At 56.7% G+C, this 18,542-nt stretch carries 14 protein-coding genes and 3 tRNA genes; 6 read left to right on the top strand and 11 right to left on the bottom strand.

Annotated features, from left to right (window positions below; translation table 11 throughout):
• Nucleotides 1-85: 85 nt before the first annotated feature.
• From ELY25_RS11290 to ELY25_RS11280, 3 genes are all read right to left on the bottom strand, one after another.
• Nucleotides 86-161: transfer RNA gene (locus tag ELY25_RS11290), tRNA-Glu, on the bottom strand.
• Between the two features lie 78 nt (nt 162-239).
• A tRNA-Gly gene (locus tag ELY25_RS11285) sits at nt 240-314 on the bottom strand.
• Between the two features lie 24 nt (nt 315-338).
• Nucleotides 339-414 (bottom strand) — tRNA-Glu (locus ELY25_RS11280).
• 251 nt (nt 415-665) lie between these two features.
• Here ELY25_RS11280 and msrB point away from each other — a divergent pair.
• The 4 genes from msrB (at nt 666) to htpX (ending at nt 4,469) form a co-directional block, all read left to right on the top strand.
• Nucleotides 666-1,064, top strand: coding sequence for a peptide-methionine (R)-S-oxide reductase MsrB (msrB, locus tag ELY25_RS11275; protein ID WP_126951375.1), 399 nt, complete (start codon nt 666-668; stop codon nt 1,062-1,064).
• 107 nt (nt 1,065-1,171) lie between these two features.
• Complete coding sequence (gene ylqF / locus ELY25_RS11270; RefSeq protein ID WP_126951374.1) at nt 1,172-2,125, top strand: ribosome biogenesis GTPase YlqF; 954 nt, start codon at nt 1,172-1,174, stop codon at nt 2,123-2,125.
• Nucleotides 2,126-2,182: 57 nt separating this feature from the next.
• Nucleotides 2,183-3,472, top strand: coding sequence for a pyridoxal phosphate-dependent aminotransferase (locus ELY25_RS11265; RefSeq protein WP_236995705.1), 1,290 nt, complete (start codon nt 2,183-2,185; stop codon nt 3,470-3,472).
• Between the two features lie 91 nt (nt 3,473-3,563).
• Nucleotides 3,564-4,469, top strand: coding sequence for a protease HtpX (gene htpX, locus ELY25_RS11260; protein ID WP_126951373.1), 906 nt, complete (start codon nt 3,564-3,566; stop codon nt 4,467-4,469).
• Nucleotides 4,470-4,573: 104 nt separating this feature from the next.
• On the opposite strand, the gene pdxB is transcribed toward htpX, so the two are convergent.
• Nucleotides 4,574-5,722 (bottom strand): 4-phosphoerythronate dehydrogenase PdxB, encoded by a 1,149-nt coding sequence (gene pdxB / locus ELY25_RS11255; RefSeq protein ID WP_126951372.1) that lies wholly within the window; start codon nt 5,720-5,722, stop codon nt 4,574-4,576.
• Nucleotides 5,723-5,866: 144 nt separating this feature from the next.
• On the opposite strand from pdxB, the gene ELY25_RS11250 reads away from it, so the two are divergent.
• Nucleotides 5,867-6,148: a hypothetical protein gene (locus ELY25_RS11250; protein WP_126951371.1), complete on the top strand. Its 282-nt coding sequence runs from the start codon at nt 5,867-5,869 to the stop codon at nt 6,146-6,148.
• Nucleotides 6,149-6,170: 22 nt separating this feature from the next.
• Here ELY25_RS11250 and ELY25_RS11245 read toward each other — a convergent pair whose 3' ends face one another.
• Together ELY25_RS11245 and rlmKL are read right to left on the bottom strand one after the other, a co-directional pair.
• The gene (locus ELY25_RS11245) at nt 6,171-6,503 is read right to left on the bottom strand and encodes a glutaredoxin family protein (protein WP_126951370.1); all 333 of its coding nucleotides are present in this window, start codon (nt 6,501-6,503) and stop codon (nt 6,171-6,173) included.
• Nucleotides 6,504-6,509: 6 nt separating this feature from the next.
• Nucleotides 6,510-8,708 carry a bifunctional 23S rRNA (guanine(2069)-N(7))-methyltransferase RlmK/23S rRNA (guanine(2445)-N(2))-methyltransferase RlmL gene (gene rlmKL, locus ELY25_RS11240; RefSeq protein WP_126951392.1) on the bottom strand — a complete coding sequence of 733 codons (2,199 nt, stop codon included), beginning with the start codon at nt 8,706-8,708 and terminating at the stop codon, nt 6,510-6,512.
• 342 nt (nt 8,709-9,050) lie between these two features.
• Here rlmKL and rmf point away from each other — a divergent pair, with 342 nt between their 5' ends.
• Nucleotides 9,051-9,260 carry a ribosome modulation factor gene (rmf, locus tag ELY25_RS11235; protein ID WP_126951369.1) on the top strand — a complete coding sequence of 70 codons (210 nt, stop codon included), beginning with the start codon at nt 9,051-9,053 and terminating at the stop codon, nt 9,258-9,260.
• Nucleotides 9,261-9,353: 93 nt separating this feature from the next.
• Here rmf and ELY25_RS11230 read toward each other — a convergent pair whose 3' ends face one another.
• The 5 genes from ELY25_RS11230 to ELY25_RS11210 all read right to left on the bottom strand — a co-directional run bounded on the left by ELY25_RS11230 (nt 9,354) and on the right by ELY25_RS11210 (nt 18,165).
• A complete protein-coding gene (locus ELY25_RS11230; RefSeq protein WP_126951368.1) occupies nt 9,354-10,367 on the bottom strand; it encodes a quinone-dependent dihydroorotate dehydrogenase in 1,014 nt (337 codons plus the stop codon).
• A 194-nt stretch (nt 10,368-10,561) separates the two neighbouring features.
• Nucleotides 10,562-15,385: an NAD-glutamate dehydrogenase gene (locus tag ELY25_RS11225; RefSeq protein ID WP_126951367.1), complete on the bottom strand. Its 4,824-nt coding sequence runs from the start codon at nt 15,383-15,385 to the stop codon at nt 10,562-10,564.
• Between the two features lie 145 nt (nt 15,386-15,530).
• Nucleotides 15,531-16,655, bottom strand: coding sequence for a tRNA (uridine(54)-C5)-methyltransferase TrmA (trmA, locus tag ELY25_RS11220; protein ID WP_126951366.1), 1,125 nt, complete (start codon nt 16,653-16,655; stop codon nt 15,531-15,533).
• A gap of 62 nt (nt 16,656-16,717) precedes the next feature.
• Nucleotides 16,718-17,506 (bottom strand): glutamate racemase, encoded by a 789-nt coding sequence (gene murI / locus ELY25_RS11215; RefSeq protein WP_126951365.1) that lies wholly within the window; start codon nt 17,504-17,506, stop codon nt 16,718-16,720.
• 113 nt (nt 17,507-17,619) lie between these two features.
• Complete coding sequence (locus tag ELY25_RS11210) at nt 17,620-18,165, bottom strand: hemerythrin domain-containing protein (RefSeq protein WP_126951364.1); 546 nt, start codon at nt 18,163-18,165, stop codon at nt 17,620-17,622.
• Nucleotides 18,166-18,542: the final 377 nt, after the last annotated feature.

The following is an 18,542-nucleotide window of genomic DNA, read 5'->3' as shown; positions in this document are numbered from 1 at the left end:
GAGATTCGAACTCTCGACCCTCGCCTTGGCAAGGCGATGCTCTACCACTGAGCTATTCCCGCTTAATCAATTTTGCAAATCGGATTGGCGTCCCATAGGGGGTTCGAACCCCTGTTACCGCCGTGAAAGGGCGGTGTCCTAGACCACTAGACGAATGGGACGTATTGGAGCGGGAAAAGAGATTCGACCGGGCTGGCGTTCCAGCTCTCGACCTGCACTTGCTTAACCACACGACCAAATGGAGCGGGAAAAGAGATTCGAACTCTCGACCCTCGCCTTGGCAAGGCGATGCTCTACCACTGAGCTATTCCCGCATTCCGATACCTTAACGATGTAATTGGCGTCCCATAAGGGGTTCGAACCCTTGTTACCGCCGTGAAAGGGCGGTGTCCTAGACCACTAGACGAATGGGACGTTTCATTGCCTCGTCGAGGTGGCGCGTATATTACTCAGCCGGTTCTTTTGTGTCAAGCACTCTGATCTTGTTCTTGATATTGCTCTGCTTTCCCTAGTGCTATTATGGCATTACCGGCAGTTATTACCTGCTGCCTAGCGCTGAACTCATAAGACACCTGACAGTCTTTACGGGTACCGCCTCTAGTCGCGCTGTCTTTACTGACAAGAGTGCGCTAGCCTGCGAGTGATAGAGGGAAAGGAGACATCTGATGGCCAAAATCGAAAAATCCCCCGAGCAGTGGCGCGAACAGCTGACCCCCGAGCAGTACCGGGTAGCGCGTGAGAAAGGTACCGAGCGCCCTTTTACCGGCGATTACCAGGTCCGCGACGCCCAGGGTATTTACCACTGCATCTGCTGCCATGCGCCGCTGTTTGAAAACGAGCATAAGTTTGATGCCGGGTGCGGCTGGCCAAGCTTTGACAGGCCGCTGGGCAGAAACAGTGTCGAAGAGCATCAGGACACCTCTCACGGTATGGTGCGCACGGAAGTGGTGTGCTCGCACTGCGATGCCCATTTAGGGCATGTGTTTCCTGATGGGCCGCCGGAATCCACGGGCTTGCGCTACTGCATCAACTCCGTATCGCTTGAGTTCCATCCTGACGAGTAAACGTTAAGGCATAAACGTATAACGGACTCCGGCAAGGCGAGCACCATCTGGTAGAATGGTTGCTCGCTTTTTTTATGCCCGCTTTTTTGTGCTTGTAGGAGAAACTCATGCTCGGCTGGTTCCCCGGACATATGAACAAGGCCCGCCGCCAGATAAAGGATGCGCTGCCGGAAATCGACGTGGTCATTGAAGTACTGGACGCACGCCTGCCCTACTCCAGCGCCAACCCGATGCTGGCCGAGCTGACCCGTCACAAGCCGGTGCTGAAGATCCTGTCCCGGGCGGATTTGGCAGATCCTGAGCGTACCGCCGAATGGGTGGCCTTTTTCGATGCCCAGGAAGATACCCGGGCGCTCGCCATTACCACGACCAATACCCGTGAGTTAAAGAAGATCCCCAAGCTTTGTCATGAACTGGCGGGTGCCGTACGCGCCGACCGCGACGTTCGGGTGATGGTGATGGGCATTCCCAACGTGGGTAAATCTACCCTGATTAACGGCCTGGCCGGGCGCAAGATTGCCAAAACCGGCAACGAGCCGGCGGTTACCAAACGCCAGCAGAAGGTGCGTATTGATGGCCGTGTGGCGCTGATTGATACGCCTGGGGTGCTGTGGCCCAAGATTGAAGACCAGGCAAGCGCCTACCGGCTAGCAGCAAGCGGGGCGATTCGCGATACCGCTATTGAATATACCGATGTAGGAATCGTTGCCAGCGCTGAGCTTGCCAAACGCTACCCGGCCGAGCTGACCGCGCGCTACAAGCTAAAAGCGCTACCCACTTATGAAGCCCCTGTGAATACGGACGTTGACGCCGACGGGCCGCAGAGGCCGGATTTTCTTGCCATCGCCGGGTTTGACGGCCACGCCATCTTGAAAGAAATTGCCAGTAAACGGGGCGGCCTTCGCCCTGGCGGCGAGGTGGATTTGCACCGCGGCGCAGAAGTGCTGCTGCACGAGCTTCGCGATGGCAAGCTTGGACGCCTGACGCTGGAAACGCCTGACGATATTCCGCTGCCCATCGTGCACGATGACGAAGACAATCAGGCACCTTCCGACGCATAATGGATTCATCGCCCGGCGCCGTCGCACGGCCATTGGACATCTTTGGATAAATCACTCATGGAAACCTCTCAGCTTCAAACGCCCACTGAGCTTCAAGGCACGCAAGAAGAGACTCAGCTTCAACGCCCTGAGCTCAGGAAATCCCATAAGCTGCATAACGTGTGTTATGACATTCGCGGCCCGGTACTTGATCACGCCAAGCGCCTGGAAGATGAAGGCCAGCGGATTCTAAAGCTGAATATTGGCAATCCCGCACCGTTTGGGTTTGAAGCGCCTGAAGAGATTTTGCAGGATGTGATGCGCAACCTGCCTACGGCACAAGGCTACTGCGATTCAAAGGGCCTTTACTCGGCCCGTAAAGCCATTATGCAGGAGTGCCAGCGCAAGGAGATCCCGGGCGTCGGCATTGAGGATATCTACATCGGCAACGGGGTTTCCGAGCTGATCGTGATGTGCATGCAGGCGCTATTGAACGATGGCGACGAAGTGCTGATTCCCGCCCCCGACTATCCACTCTGGACCGCAGCGGCGCATCTTTCCGGCGGTCATGGCGTTCACTACCTGTGCGATGAACAAGCGGACTGGACGCCGGACATTGCCGATATCCGTAACAAGATCACCAGCCGCACTCGCGCGATTGTGTTGATCAATCCCAACAACCCGACCGGGGCAGTCTATCCACCGGCCGTGGTGCGCGACGTGCTGGCGGTAGCCAAAGAGCACAATCTGGTGGTGTTCTCGGATGAGATTTACGACAAGATTCTTTATGACGGCGTAGAACATACCGCCACCGGCGCGTTAGCAGATGATGATCAGCTGGTGATTACCATGAACGGGCTGTCGAAAAGCTATCGCTGTGCGGGCTTTCGTTCAGGCTGGATGACCATTTCCGGCACGATTGCCAAGCAGCGCGCCCGCGATTTCATTCAGGGGTTGACCATGTTGGCCTCCATGCGCCTGTGCGCCAATGTCCCTGCACAGCACGCCATTCAAACGGCCCTGGGCGGCTATCAGTCGATTAATGACTTGATCCTGCCCGGCGGTCGCCTGCTGGCTCAGCGCAATATCACAGTGGAGAAGCTCAATGCCATTCCTGGGGTATCCTGCGTCACGCCTAAGGGCGCGCTTTACGCCTTTCCGCGCCTGGACCCCAAGGTGTTCAATATCCAGGATGACCAGAAGCTGGTACTTGATCTGCTTCTTCAGGAGAAAATCCTGCTGGTTCAGGGAACCGCGTTCAACTGGCCAGAGCCGGATCACGTGCGCATCGTAACGCTCCCCTGGGCAGACCAGTTGGGCGATGCGTTGGACCGGTTTGCCAACTTTTTATCGCGCTACCGTCAATAACGCGCAAGGCAGCTTGAAACTGCTCTTATGCGTACGTATCTAACCCGTATTCCATTGACGCATTGATGACCTCTTAGGGAGAACCTGCACCATGATGCGAATAGTGCTGTTTTTAGCCACCAACCTGGCGGTGCTGCTTGTCGCCAGTATTACGCTGCGCCTGTTTGGCGTTGAGGGTTACTTACGCAGCCAGGGGATCAACTTTACCAGCCTGCTGATCTTCTGCTTTATCTTCGGCATGGTCGGCTCGCTGATCTCGCTGTTTATCTCCAAGTGGATGGCCAAGCGCAGCACCGGCACGGTGGTTATCGAAGCGCCATCCAATTCCACCGAGCAGTGGCTACTCGATACGGTTGCCGAACTTTCCCGCGAGGCGGGTATTAAAACGCCCGAGGTGGGCATTTTCCCCGCCCAGCAATCAAACGCCTTTGCGACCGGCTGGAACAAGGATGATGCGCTGGTAGCGGTTTCTGCCGGACTTTTGAACCGCATGCGCCCGGAGGAAGTGCGCGCTGTTCTTGCTCACGAAATCGGCCACGTGGCCAATGGTGACATGGTAACGCTGGCGCTGATTCAAGGCGTGGTGAACACCTTTGTCATGTTCTTTGCCCGCGTGGTGGCTCAACTGCTGGATGGCTTTCTCAAAAGCCGCAGCGGCGGTGAAGGCGGCCTAGGGTTCATGGGCTACTTTGCGGTAGTCATAGTAGCCGAGATCGTCTTTGGCATCGTCGCCTCAGCGATCGTGGCTTGGTTCTCGCGCTTTCGTGAATACCGCGCCGATGAAGCGGGTGCGCGGCTTGCCGGCACGGGGGCCATGGTCAACGCCCTGGCCCGCCTGAAGGCGGAAACCGAAATGCCGGACCAGATGCCGGACACCATGCGCGCCATGGCCATCACCAAGGGCCAGACCCGCTCGCTGATGCAGCAACTGCTGGCCAGCCACCCGCCGCTGGATGACCGTATACGCGCACTGAAAGAAGCCGCCTACCGGCAGTAAGCAACACCTCACGGTACATCAAAAACCGCTCAAACCGATCAGGCCCGCGCAAGCGGGCCTGATCGTATCCATAGGCATGACAAACCATACCAGCGCGCGGTGCATCATGACATTCGGGAAACGCGAAAGCCCGCCGCGCTTAGCGGCGCTTCAAGCGCCACCGCATTGCCCGATAGCTGTACATTTAGCGTGGCAAACTCGCGGCGCAGAGGGTAATTCGCCCGGCAGTCGTCAAAGCCCTGGCGGATGCCCTGCTGAAGTACCTGACGCTGCAGGCTGTCGTGATCCCGTCGTACATCATAAACCGCACGCACACACAGGCGCAGCGCATCCTCAACCGGTAGTGCCTCCTGCAAATGAAGCGATCCCAGTACCGGTAACGGGCAGATATCGGCAAACGTATTGTGAATGGGTCGTTCAGTATGGCGCGCCAGTGCCTGCTGAATCATCCAGGTGCCGCGCAGCTTGCCATCCAGGCTGTGCCCGGCAATATGCGAGGTAGCCAGCGCCACCAGGTCGCGTAAGCCAGCATCGATTCCCGGCTCGTTCTCCCACACATCCAGCACGGCGGTAATATCGCCCTTACCCATCAGGCGTCCGCGCAGGGCCCTTTCATCAATACAGTCACCCCGGCCAGCGTTAAGCAGCACCGTGCCTGGCGCAAGCTCATTGATTATCTGGGCGTTGAGCAGTTGATAAGTGGCATGGGGACCGTCCTTCACCAGTGGCGTATGCAGGCAAAGAATATCGCAGCGATCGATCAGTGTATCCAGGGAGACAAAGCCCTGCTCGCCCTCCTGCTCAGCTCTAGGGGGGTCGCACGCAAGCGTGTTAACGCCCAACGCTTTCAGGCGAGCTAGCAAGCGGCTGCCCACATTGCCGACCCCGACTACTCCTACTGTTCGCGAAAGCAGTGGCCAGCCAGCGCGCTCAGCCAGGGTCAACAGGCTGCTCAGTACGTAATCCACCACGGCCTCGGCATTGCAGCCGGGGGCACTGGCAAACTCAATATTGCGAGCCGCCAACGCCGCGTGGTCGATATGGTCGGTGCCAATAGTGCAGGTACCCACAAAGCACAGTGAGCTATCTGCAAGCAGCGCTTCATTGACCTGGGTAATGGAGCGCACAATCAGGGCATCGGCATCCTTGACGTGCTCTGCGTTTATCTCGCGCCCGGGCACGCGGGTGATCGAGCCAAACTCACCAAAGCAGCGCTCGGCAGCGGGTATATTGGCGTCCACAATCAGCTTCACAGCGGTATCCTTTTTGCGATAATGAGCTTTACAATACCGCCCGCCGACCAGAATTGGAAAATGCTATTTAAGGTTTTGAAGGGTGGCATCAAAGAGCCCGTACATGAGTAGACCGGCAACAGGACAAATCGTGGGAGTAGGCTTGTGATCGTAAGGTGGGAAACTGACCACGACTATGTGTTGGTCCATATTCATCAGGACATGTTCGGGGACTGGATATTCAGCCGCGCCTGGGGGCAGATCGGTACGCAGTTTGGCGGGTTGAAACATCAACTGGCCGACACGCTTGAACAGGCGCAGATGTGGCTTGAGGACGAAACGACCATTCAGGCATCACGCGGGTTTCGCAAGGTATTGGATGTGGCCGACAACACGCCGGAAGGCCAGGAAGCCATGCGCCAGCTTTCGCTGCTTGATTTGCTTTAGCCAACCCGAAGGTTAGTGCTCACTAGCCCAGAAAACGCCGCCCATTCTGCCGATAAGCGCTCTTCGGCGGCGTCTCATTCATGGCTACCAGCGCGTCTAACGCGCCCTCGTCAAGCCAGCCCCGGGCGCGAAGCCAGTGCGCTAGGCGCTCGATCTCAAAGCTTTTTATCAGCTCGCCGCCCTGGCTATCCATTACCACCGGTATCAAACTGCCATAGCGCTCGACTAACCTTTCATCCTCGATAATCTCGATGCGCTTGATCTCGATCGGCTGGTTGGCAAGCTTACCCAGCAGCATTTCCACCTGGGCGCACAAGTGGCAGCCCAGAGTGGTGTAGAGCGTCAGTGAAATCACCGGCCGTCAGTCGCGGTGACGCAGCAGGAACACATGGTGCAGGTTGGTGCGCCGCTGAAAGTCGGGGTCGAAGGTGCGTGAGGTAATTTCCTCAACCGCATAGCGCTCGCTCAGTGCCTCATCAAGCTTGAAGCGCCGCTGATTGTTGGAAAATACCAAGGTGCCGCCAGGGGCAAGCCTTGCCATGGCAAGTTCGACCAAACGCGGGTGGTCGCGCTGTACATCGAGCGTATCGCGCATCTTCTTGGAGTTGGAGAACGTCGGCGGGTCCATGAAGATCAGATCAAACTCGGCGTTGGCGGTTTCCAGCCACTGGAAGCAATCATCGCGAGTAACGCGGTGAAGCCGCGGGTCGAGCTTGTTAAGGGCAAAGTTGTCCTTCGCCCACTCAAGGTAGGTGTTGGACATATCCACGCTAACGCTGTCGCTGGCCCCACCCAAGGCTGCCTGAACGGTAGCCGTGGCGGTGTAGCAGAACAGGTTCAAGAAGCGCTTGCCATGGGCCATTTCCCCCAGCATACGGCGTACCGGTCGGTGATCCAGAAAGAGCCCGGTATCCAGATAGTCGCGCAGGTTCACCCATAGCCGCGCCTCCCCTTCACGCACTTCAAAGCGCTCGCCACTGGCCTCGCGCTTCTGATACTGGGCGCTGCCCGCCTGGCGCTCGCGCCGTTTGATATACACCTTGCTTGAGTCAACGCCCAACGCTTCAGGCAGTACTTCAAGCGCATCGAACAAACGCTTTTGTGCCTGGGCGGGATTGACGGAGCTGGGTGCTGCGTACTCTTGCACATGCACACGGTCGCCATAGCGGTCTACCGCCAAGGCGAATTCGGGCATGTCGGCGTCATACACCCGGTAACAGCTTTCACCGCTCTGTTTTAGCCATTTTTTAAGGCGTTTCTGGTTTTTAGCCAGTCGGTTGGCGAACATCTGCGCATTTTCAGATACGTTGGAAACTGCCTTTTGCGATACACCGGCGTCCTGCGTATCCGCCTGGCCCTCAGGTGTTACGGCTTGAACGCCGATATCCATCAGCAGCAGTTTGGCATCCAAGGCACCGTTTTTGAGCGCGTACTGCTTATGCGCCCGCAGCCCCAACCGGTGGCCCAGATCCGGGTTGCCGGTAAATAGTGCCAGCGTCCAGCCGGGGAACAGCGCCTTGGCCTTTTCACCCAGCTGCGAATAAAGGCGCACAAGTTCGGGCAGCTCGCCTAGCCGTTCACCGTAGGGTGGGTTGGTAATCAGCAGCCCGCTAGTTTCCGTAAGCGCTTCTGGTCGAGTTAGCTGACCCAGACTCTGGCCGTGCAGGGTAATCAATGCCGGGATTCCCGCTCGCATAGCGTTGGTCTTGGCGGCGGAAAGCGCCGCCGGGCTTTGATCAAAACCGAGCAGCTGATTCTTGCACCGCTTGCGGCCAATGGAGGCACGTGCTTGTGCCTCGCGTCTCAGCTCAAGCCAGATCGCCTCATCGTGCCCGCTCCACCCCTTGAAGCCAAACCGCTCGCGGTCCAGGTTAGGCGCCTGGTCGGCGGCCATTAATGCGGCTTCAATCAGCAGCGTGCCCGATCCGCATAGCGGGTCAATCAACGGCTCCCCGGCCTTGGCGCGTTCCGGCCAGCCCGCGCGCACCAGAAGCGCGGCCGCCAGGTTCTCCTTGAGTGGCGCGTGGCCGACATCGCGGCGATAACCGCGCCGGTGCAGGCTGTCACCGGAAAGATCGATACCCAGTGTCAGGTTGGCGCGATGCAAATGGGCATACAAGCGCAAATCCGGCAGTTTAGTATCAATGGAAGGCCGCTCCTGCCCGGCAAGTTGCAGGGAGTCGACTACCCCATCCTTTACGGTTTGTGCACCAAACCGAGTGTGACGAATATGGTCGCTTCGGCCATGAAAATCCACCGCCAGCGTCTTGCCAACGCTCAAATGCTGGGTCCAGGCAATGCGGGCGACGGCGTCGCGCAACTGCTCGGGGGTTTCAATCATTGGCTCGCGGGCTAGTAGCAGAATCACGCGGTTGGCAAGGCGCGACCACAGACATACACGATAGGCAGTGGCTTGGCTTGCGGTGAAGTACACACCAGCTACGGTGGTTTTTCCTGGCGTGGCACCTAACGCTGCCAGCTCATCAGCCAGTAGGCCTTCAATGCCTTTCGGGCAGGTGGCCAGCAGGTTCAGGGGGGCATTTTGACTCGTTTCGGTCATAGTCATGGCAGCGCGTAACCGCGCAATATTCCTATATATGGCAAATGTATTTACATCTTATGACAATTTGGGGGTCGACAAGTGCCCCCATCATGATCTAAGAATAAAAGGGTAGCTACTGAAAACGCATGCGTTGCTTGTCTAGGTCATTCTTGACCTAAGGCTTGTTAAGGTTACCACCCGGCCGGTTCAGCACGTGAGTGCTAAACATGAGTGTCAGGCGGTTAACCTGCTCTTGAAGTAAGCTCTCGAAGTAGGGCTTATCCATGTCAATTACATGTTTAATGCATGGATAAGGCGTTCTATTTCTTTTTAAAGGCTTTCATGAAAAGAGGTTAGCCAATGAAACGACAAAAACGTGACCGCTTCCAGCGGGCCTATGTCCACGGGTACAAAGCAGGTGTTATAGGCCGCTCCCGTGATGATTGTCCCAGTCAGGATATTAATTTACGCGAATACTGGATGAGCGGTTGGCGTGAAGGTCGCGGAGACCAGTGGGATGGAATGACCGGCATTTCCGGTATTCATAAAAATCCCTCGGTCATGACCTAATTAGTTATATATTCCTTAATTTTACATTTTGGAACATGGAGCCCGCTTTATAAGCGGGCTTTTTAGCCTTCAGGCTTTTGGTTTCAAACCCGGCTAGCGTGTTTTTAATGCGTTGGCGCATGCATTGACCAGCTTGGGCCCCTGATAGATAAGCCCTGAGTAGAGCTGAATCAGATCCGCACCTGCCGCTATCTTGGCCATGGCGGTTTCTGCGCTATCAATGCCGCCTACGCCGATAATCGGAAGCTCAGGCAGGTGCTGGCGTAACAGGCGTATCACCACATTGGAAGCCTCAAACACCGGCTTGCCGGAAAGCCCGCCGGCCTCTTCAGCCTGCGGGTCACTTTGCACCGCCTCGCGGGAGACCGTGGTGTTGGTGGCAATCACACCATCAAGCTCATTGCGGTCAATACTTTGGGCCACAAGCGCCACTTCGTCTTCACTCATGTCTGGGGCGATCTTGATCAGCAGCGGTACTTTGCGGCTTGCCTCGGCATCCAGCACTCGGCTGCGCTCACGAATAGGCCCAAGCAGCGCATCCAGCTGCTCGCCAAACTGTAGCGTGCGTAGCCCTGGCGTATTGGGCGAGGAGATATTGACGGTGATGTAATCCGCTACCGGGTGCACAACGTCCAGGCAAACCAGATAGTCATCCAAGGCGTTCTCCACCGAAGTGGTCAAATTCTTACCGATATTAATACCGACCACGCCCGTGTAATGGCGCTTTCTTACCTGCGCCACCAAGTGCTCCACCCCTTTGTTGTTGAACCCGAAGCGGTTGATGATTGCGTCATGGCCAGCCAGGCGAAACAGACGTGGCTTAGGGTTACCCGGCTGGGCCTTGGGAGTGACAGTTCCCACTTCCACAAACCCGAAACCCAGTGCGCCCAACGCATCCAGGTGGTCGGCATTTTTATCAAGCCCCGCCGCCAATCCCACGCGGTTGGCAAACCGCAGCCCCATCAGCTCGACAGGATCATCGACTGCTTTACCTACCAAAGGCGTTACACCCCCTACCCGATGCAGCGCATCTAACGTGCCCAAGGCCATGCCGTGCGAGGTTTCGGGGTCAATACGAAAGAGCAACGAGCGGGCAAGTGAGTACATCAACTAGGTCTCTTTTAGTAGGTGGGCAGTACTGAGCGGCGCAAAGTATAGCGCAAACTTCCTACCCAACGCACCGCAACAGGCTCTTATCAGTCGTTCGCCTGTACCAAATGCAATCCACCTGCAAAAAAACCGCGCCTGGAAAGCTCCAGGCGCGGTTTTCTTTAGCAGCGCTTTGGTTAAAACAGAGCGCTTCAGGCTTCGCTATCGCTCTCCGCCAAGTCAACCAGTTCGCGCACGGCCACCGCGAACAGCGCAAACCCACCTTCGCTTCCGCCGCGCACTTCGTTGATCAAATGACACCAGCGGCGGTGTAAATGATTATGCTGCTCAAGCCACTGATCAACGCGTTCCGGCGTATCACGGCTACCGGCTTCCAGCTTGAGTACGCTGGTGGTCAGCGCCAGCTGCTGGCGGTCGATATCGTCCCGGAAAGTCTCCCGTGCCTGCACTTGCCAGGCATCGCGCACTTCAAGCTGGGTAACCTGCTGGATCATCCAGGGTAGCTCCAGGCGACTGCCGATTTCGTAGAACACTTCGGCTACGTGCTTGGGCTTCTCGTTGGTAACACGTGCGGCCTGGATAATCCCAAGACCGGCATACAGGCTGGGCGCTGCGGCAACGGTAGAGGCCAGCGCTTCCGGCACCCCGGCCTGTTGCAACTCATCACGTCGCTGCGTCCAGGCCTCAAGTTCTTCACCGCTTAACAGCTCACCCATCTCTTCCTGCAGCTGGGCCAGGCGCGGGGCGAAGTACTCAATCGTATCCTGGGTGGAAAGATTGAAATGCTGACGCAGGAACCAGCGCGTGGCCCGACGAATCAGGCGCATCAGATCAAGCATCATCGTATGCTGTACTTCGCTGGCTACCTGATTGTCCAGCGCTTCGATCTGCGCCCACAGCGAGGGCAGATTAAAGCTATCCCGCGCAATCACGTAGTTGCAGGCGATAGCCGCCCGTCCGGCGCCGGTTGAATCCATCAGCCGGCGTACAAATACGATGCCCATGTGATCGACCAGATCGTTGGCGACCTGAGTGGCCACAATCTCACGCTTCAGGCGGTGCTCGTACATCTCGGTCTGATAGCGCTCGGTCAATACCGAGGGGAACAGACGCTCTAGGTGACGATGAACGTAGGTATCATCGGGCACGTCAGAGTTAATCAAATCGCCTTTCAGAGTACTCTTGGCGTAGGAGATGAGCACGGAAAGCTCAGGCAGGCGCATGCCCTGCTGGTTACTTGCCCGCTCTTTCAGCACCTCATCAGAAGGCAGGAACTCAAGCTCGCGGTCAATCTGCCCGGCGGATTCCAGCTCGCTGATAAACCGGCGGTAAGGGCCAATCCCCTGGTGCGAGAGAATTTCCGAAAGATCCAACGCTTGCGCCTGACGGTAGTTATCCAGGATAACCAGATCGGCCACCTCGTCGGTCATCTCCGCCAACAGATCATTGCGCTGCTTATCGGTCATGTCGCCGCGCTTGACCACGTCGTCGATCAAGATCTTGATATTGACCTCGTGGTCAGAGCAGTTAACCCCGCCTGCGTTGTCGATAAAGTCGGTATAAACGCGCACGCCCTTGGCGGCGGCTTCCATCCGACCACGCTGGGTCAGGCCCAGGTTACCGCCCTCACCTACCACGCGGCAGTTGAGGTCAGCGCCGTTAATGCGCAGCGCATCGTTGGCTTTATCGCCTACGTCGGCATCGGTTTCCTCAGAACTTTTCACGTAGGTGCCGATACCTCCGTTCCAGATCAGATCCACGTGGGATTGCAGCATGGCGCGAATCAGCTCATTGGGCGACAGGCGCTCTTCCTGAATGCCGAACACCTGCTGCATTTCCGGTGTGACCGAGATCGATTTGGCGCTGCGGCTAAAGATGCCACCGCCTTGGGAAATCAGCTCTTGGCTGTAGTCTTCCCAACTGGAGCGTGGCAGATCAAACAGCCGCTTACGCTCGGCAAAGGCCGCTTCGGCATCGGGGTTTGGATCGACAAAGATGTGCAGGTGGTTGAAGGCCCCCACTAGTTGAATCTTGTCGGACAGCAGCATGCCGTTACCGAACACGTCGCCGGCCATGTCACCAATGCCCACCACGCTGAACAGATCCTGCTGGGTGTCCACGCCCAGGTTCTTGAAATGGCGCTTGACCGACTGCCAGGCGCCGCGTGCGGTAATGCCCATTTTCTTGTGGTCATAACCGTTGGCCCCGCCGGAGGCAAACGCATCGCCCAGCCAGTGACCGTACTCGATGGAAATCTCGTTGGCGATATCCGAGAACGTCGCCGTGCCTTTATCGGCTGCCACTACCAGATAGACATCGTCTTCATCGTGGCGTACCACGTTTTCCGGCGGTACGACGTCGCCACCGTCCAGATTATCCGTAACATCCAAAAGCGCGCGGATAAAGATTTTATAGCAGGCGATGCCTTCTTTCTGCTGGGTTTCGCGGTCAGCGTTTTCCGGCATGCGCTTACACACAAAGCCGCCCTTGGCGCCTACCGGTACGATAACCGCATTCTTGACCTGCTGTGCTTTCACCAGCCCCAGCACTTCGGTGCGGAAGTCTTCATGACGATCAGACCAGCGCAGACCACCGCGTGCGACCTTGCCACCGCGCAGGTGAACACCTTCTACCCGCGGCGAGCAGACAAAAATCTCGAACATGGGCCGTGGCTTGGGCATGCCCGTCACTTTGGAAGGCTCAAGTTTGAAGGCGATATAGTCTTTAAAACGACCGTTATCGGCGCGCTGGTAGTAGTTGGTGCGCAGCGTTGCTTGAATAAGCTCCATAAAGCGGCGCAGCAACTGGTCGTCGTTCAGGCTGGCAACGCCTTCCAGATGCTCGTTGATCCGCGTCACGCATTCATCCGTGTCATGAGACTCAAGCTCAGGATCAAAGCGCAGGCGGAACATTTCTACCAGTTCCTGGGTGATGGCCGGATAGTTGGCGAGTGTCGCAGCAATATAGTCCTGCGACATACCAAAACGGATCTGCTTTAAGTAGCGTGCATAGCCGCGCAACATGGCCACTTCACGCCAATCAAGCCCGGCGGCGATAATCAGCCGGTTGAAGGCGTCGTTATCGGCCTCACCCGCCCAGATACGCTTGAAGGCTTCGCCAAAGGTGTCACGCATTTCGCCCAGGCTGACATCCTTGTTGCTGTGCTCGAGCTCAAAGTCATGAATCCAGTAACGCTGATGGTGGGCATTGATTTCGTAGGGATGTTCGCCAATAACCCGCAGCCCCAGATTTTCCATCATGGGCAGTACATCGGAAAGCGGGATCTGGGCGGCGGGATGGTAAAGCTTGAGGTTAACGCCGCTACCCTGCTCTTCAAGAGGCCGGTAAAGCGACAGCGACAGGTCATCGCCATTATCCAGCGTCAGCAAATGCTGTACGTCAAAGACAGCGGTACGAGCGGAAAACTCTTCGCGATAGCTTGCTGAGAACGCGTCCTGGAACCGCTCCATCTGGTGGTTGGCGCGCTCTTCGCCAAAGCCCTCAATCATCGCGGCCATTAGATCATCGCGCCAGCTGCGTGACAGACGGGCCACCTTGCTTTCCAGCCGCTTGAGGTCGAACTGGCTCGGCGTATCGCCGTTAAAGCGCAGAATCAGTTGGATACGTGCCAGCACCGACTCAGACAGGTAAGTGTTGAAGTCGCCAAAGTGAGCGTCCAGTTCTTCACATAGAAGGTTCTGGATGCGCTGGCGCAGGTCGGTCGAGAACACATCGCGCGGTACAAACACCAGGCAGGAGTAGAACTTGCCGCTAACATCGGCACGAATAAACAGACGTACCTGACGGCGCTCACGAATATCCAGGATACCCAGCGCGGTCTGGGCCAGAGAGTCCGTACTGATCTGGAACAGGTCATCGCGGGGGTAGACTTCAAGCACCTGAAGAAGCTGCTTGCCGTTATGGCCTTGCGGATTGAACCCGGCAATGTCCATGATCGCCTTGAGCTTGCGACGCAGCACCGGAATATTACGCGGCGACTCGTTGTACACCGTTGAGGTGAACAGGCCGAAGAAGCGACGCTCACCGATCACATTGCCATCGTCGTCGTAGCGATCAACGGTAATGTAGTCCGGATAGGTGGGGCGATGCACGCGCGAGTGGTGGGCACTCTTGGCAAACGAGAGCAGTTGCGGCACCAGTTCATAGTCGCCCTGCTCGTTGATGCCTTCCTCGGTACGGATACGCTCGTCGTAGCGCGGATCGTCCAAGCGAAACACGCCCAGTAGACTGTTGGGGTCGCGCTGCAGCTCGCTGCCTTCAAGCAGGTACTCGTCGTAGCCCAGGAAGGTGAAGTTGTCCTTTACCAGCCACTCTAGAAAAGCGATGGCCTCTTCGTGGTCGTCCGGATCGATCTGCGGCGGGCAGTTCTTCTCAAGCTCCTGAATCGCAGAGGTGATCTGGCCAGAAATGGCATCGTAATCGTCAACGGCGGTGCGCACATCGCACAGTACCTGATGAAGTTTTTTCTCGATATTGGAAAGCGCTTCGGGGTCGGTGTGACGATCAACCTCAATCACGATCAGTGATTCACGCGCTTCAGGCGCATCGGCATCACGCGGTGAAGCCAATGTCTGCAGCTGGTAATGGTCGTTGCGGGCTACGGCAAATACCGAGTTCTGGATCGCGTGGACGGTCAGGCCTCGGCGATTGAGCTCAATGCGCACCGAGTCGACCAGAAACGGCATATCTTCGTGCAGCACGGCCACAAACGTATGGGTCGACTGCCAGCCGTGTTCTTCAAAATCGGGGTTGAAGACACGTACCTTGGGACGCTTTGCATCGTGGTGCTGTAAAAACTGCCAGATGGATAGCGTCGCACCGTAAAGGTCGTCCAGCCGGCGGTCGACCAGATCTTCTACCGGCACGCTTGCGTAAAAGCGCCGCGCAAACGCCGCTATCGCTGCTGCCCGGTCCGGTTCCAGCCGCGCTTCCAAGCGCTCGAACAGCTGCTTCAAAAGGTCTTGCCGACTCTCTTCACTCGCAACGTAATGCATCCATCACCTCGACTGCCGGGGCCACACCTGGCCAAAAATACGTGGGACAATAGGCCTTTAGGCCACTATGACGACCAGCTTACGCTACCCATGGCCGCCACTCTATTCATCTGGCATGTTTCTCATGGAGTATGCCACTTTCGCATTATGCGCCCTCTTGACCAATCTCGCGCCGCGTGAGCCATACACCACATTCACAATGGTCGGTGAAAGGAAACTGGTCAAATAACGCAAACCGCTCTATCCGATGCGTCTTGCCAAGCACTTGCAGATTTTCGGCAAGCGTTGCCGGGTTGCATGAAATATAGACGATTTGATCATATTCGCTGATTTGCTGGCAGCTCTGCTCATCCAGCCCCGCCCGGGGCGGGTCAACCAGCACCGTGGAAAAACGGTAATCATCCAGCGCCATTTCGGCAACGCGCCGCCCGCCCTTTTCCCCTTTAAGTGCCAGGGCAAACTCCTCGGCTGACATCCGTGCGATATAGGCGTTGGTTACTTTATTAGCTTCCAGATTCACGTTGGCGCTAGCAACCGACGTGCGCGATATTTCCGTTGCCAGCACACGGCGAAAATTATCCGCCAGCGCAATGGTGAAGTTGCCGTTGCCACAGTAAAGCTCGACCAGATCTTCCTTTTGGCGGCCGGCGGTGACTTCACGCGCCCAGCCCAGCATTTTCTGACAGATATGCGCATTCGGCTGGGTAAAGCTATTTTCAACTTGCTGGTAATCAAGCGTTCTTCCGTCGACCGTGAGCTGCTCCCACACGTGGTCGCGGGTAAGCACCAGGCGCTGCTTGCGCGAGCGGCCAATGATCATGATGCCAAGCTCGGCTTCAAGGGCGCGGGCCTCTTGCTCCCAGGCTTCTCCTAACGGGCGGTGGTAAATCAACGTAACCAGCGCTTCGCCTGAAAGCGTGGTCAGAAATTCGACCTGAAACAGCCGACGACGCAACTCGTCGCTTTTCAGAAAGGCCTCACGCAGGCGCGGCATCAGCGCATTGATCGATTCGCTGGCCACGGCAAACTGATCCAGGCGCACCACCTGTTTTTCTTTAGGGTTGGCGGGGTTTACCTCAAACATTGCATAGAAGAGGTCATCACCTTCATGCCATATCCGAAACTCGCAGCGCTGGCGATAGTGGCTCGGTGGTGACTCGAACACTTCAAGCGCTGGCGGGTTGAACGGCGCAAAGGTGCTTTCCAGGTAAGCGCGTTTTTGGGCCAGCTGCTCGTTATAACGTTCGGGTTGAATATCGGGGATGGCCAAGTCGGCTCCTCTTTCAATAAAGGTATCAATATGGGTATCAGTTCAGTCGGAAAAGGCGTGCACTAGGCGCCTAGCTCCAACCGACCTGGTGTGCAAAAGCCATACTGCGCGAAGCCCTTGCCCAGTGCCTCAGCAGATGCTGTCGTGAAAAAGCGGCCATCCTGCCCGTTTTTTAACGCCGGCGCGATCTGGCCTACACGTCGGGCGATGGCATCGCCGGAATCAATCCAGCTCACAGGCGTTGGGGCAAGCGCTTCAAGCCAGGGTTTCAGCAGGGGAAAGTGGGTGCAGCCCAGCACAACGGTATCCACGGGAGGCTGGGAGTCCTTCGTTTGCCAAAGGGGCGCCAGAGCCTGCTGAATGCGTTCACTGTTAGGAGAAATGCCGCCAAGCAGCGCCTCGGCTTCCAGCACCAGTGCATCTGCCGCGACTCGGGTAATGATACAGTCACTGGCAAAGCTCTCGATCAGCTTTTGGGTGTAGGGTCTACCCACGGTAGCCCGGGTAGCCAGCAGGCCAATATGGCGCGTTTGGCTGATGGCAGCGGCGGGTTTGATGGCAGGGACCGTGCCGACCACGGGAATCACAAGCGCCTTTCTCAGGCTATCGAGTGCAAGTGTACTGGCGGTATTGCAGGCAACAACCAGAACACTTGGCTGACAGGCCTGTACAGCGGCCTGGCAAACGGCCACGATACGCGCCGAAAGCGTGACGTCATCGCGCAGCCCATAAGGCATCCACGCGTTATCGCAGGCGTAGCACATGGCTGTTTCAGGGTAATACTGGCGCAGCGACCGGGCCACGGAAAGCCCGCCCACGCCGGAGTCAAAAATCAGCACGGGGCCTGCCATTACTGCCCCTTCGCCTTTTGCTTTGATAAGTGCACCTGTTTCTCCTTCAGCCGCTCTTCCACGGGGCGCTAGTTTAACACGCCCCGCTCGCTGCTGAAGGAACACGCTCCAGGCTAAACCACGGGTACCTCCGCCCCGCGCAGCTCGGCGTAAAGCTCCGGGTAAGCCAGCTGCAGGCGTTCAAGCTCCTGCTCGGCGCCTTCCGGCAGCGCTTGCAGCAACTCCTGCATGTCTTCCTGGGTGAAATATTGATCGATAAGCGGGAAGAGGCCTTCACGCTCCTGGCGAAGATACGCCCGGTGCGCGTTCAGATAATCCTTTAAGTCTTCGGCAAAGCGATCCATGGGCAGGACGCTGTCCATCAGAATCATATCGATATTATCTGAAAGCTGCTGAAGGCGCGGCTTGAGCTCAAGGTAGTCGCTGGCCATTTTCTCCATGAGTTCGAGATGCTCGGGCGCTTGGGTTTCCAAGCGGTCGACACAGATACGCTCTAGAGGCGCGGCAAAACCTTCCATGTAGGACAGGATGTAATCCACCACTTCGCGCATCAGCTGAAAATTGGGTCGCTCGCCTTGAGCCAGGGTCTTGTGCTTAAGCTGCAAGACATGGAGCATTCGCGCCATGTTGGCATGATCTAGACGCAGTTGGTTTAACATCGTGCCGTCTCCTTTATGGGTCGTGCTGGCCGCCTTCCTTAGGGTGATGCGGGTAAGCAATCATATGGGCGCATCACTACACTAATGCCAGATTATGTGATTCAGTCGATGACGCTGTGTTGACGCCTTTGTATGGCGCTGTTTGTCTGATCCAGCTCCATCACTAAGTTCTATTAACATCGCCACGGCCGTGTTTCACCATGCCCTTTCACTATTACTCTAGCAAGCCCATAGCTTTTGAAAGGGTCTTTTTTAATACAACCTTTTTTTGAATAGACAATTTTTGTCAGGTTATAAGAGGATATTTTTAAGGACTCTGCAAAAGGTAGCCTGACAATACGCCGTTTACCATACACACTTGTGGTTACTTTGTTGCT

It is taken from the genome of Vreelandella populi, assembly GCF_003989825.1.
Classification (GTDB): domain Bacteria; phylum Pseudomonadota; class Gammaproteobacteria; order Pseudomonadales; family Halomonadaceae; genus Vreelandella; species Vreelandella populi.
This window is presented reverse-complemented; position numbering and strand designations above follow the sequence as displayed.

Bases quoted from the DNA above. Each gene is read 5' to 3' on its own strand.
- murI (WP_126951365.1), bottom strand. From the start codon at position 17,506: ATGGCAGGCCCCGTGCTGATTTTTGACTCCGGCGTGGGCGGGCTTTCC.
- ELY25_RS11225 (WP_126951367.1), bottom strand. From the start codon at position 15,385: ATGCATTACGTTGCGAGTGAAGAGAGTCGGCAAGACCTTTTGAAGCAG.
- rmf (WP_126951369.1), top strand. From the start codon at position 9,051: ATGAAACGACAAAAACGTGACCGCTTCCAGCGGGCCTATGTCCACGGG.
- ylqF (WP_126951374.1), top strand. From the start codon at position 1,172: ATGCTCGGCTGGTTCCCCGGACATATGAACAAGGCCCGCCGCCAGATA.
- ELY25_RS11230 (WP_126951368.1), bottom strand. From the start codon at position 10,367: ATGTACTCACTTGCCCGCTCGTTGCTCTTTCGTATTGACCCCGAAACC.
- msrB (WP_126951375.1), top strand. From the start codon at position 666: ATGGCCAAAATCGAAAAATCCCCCGAGCAGTGGCGCGAACAGCTGACC.
- rlmKL (WP_126951392.1), bottom strand. From the start codon at position 8,708: ATGACCGAAACGAGTCAAAATGCCCCCCTGAACCTGCTGGCCACCTGC.
- ELY25_RS11210 (WP_126951364.1), bottom strand. From the start codon at position 18,165: ATGTTAAACCAACTGCGTCTAGATCATGCCAACATGGCGCGAATGCTC.
- htpX (WP_126951373.1), top strand. From the start codon at position 3,564: ATGATGCGAATAGTGCTGTTTTTAGCCACCAACCTGGCGGTGCTGCTT.
- ELY25_RS11265 (WP_236995705.1), top strand. From the start codon at position 2,183: ATGGAAACCTCTCAGCTTCAAACGCCCACTGAGCTTCAAGGCACGCAA.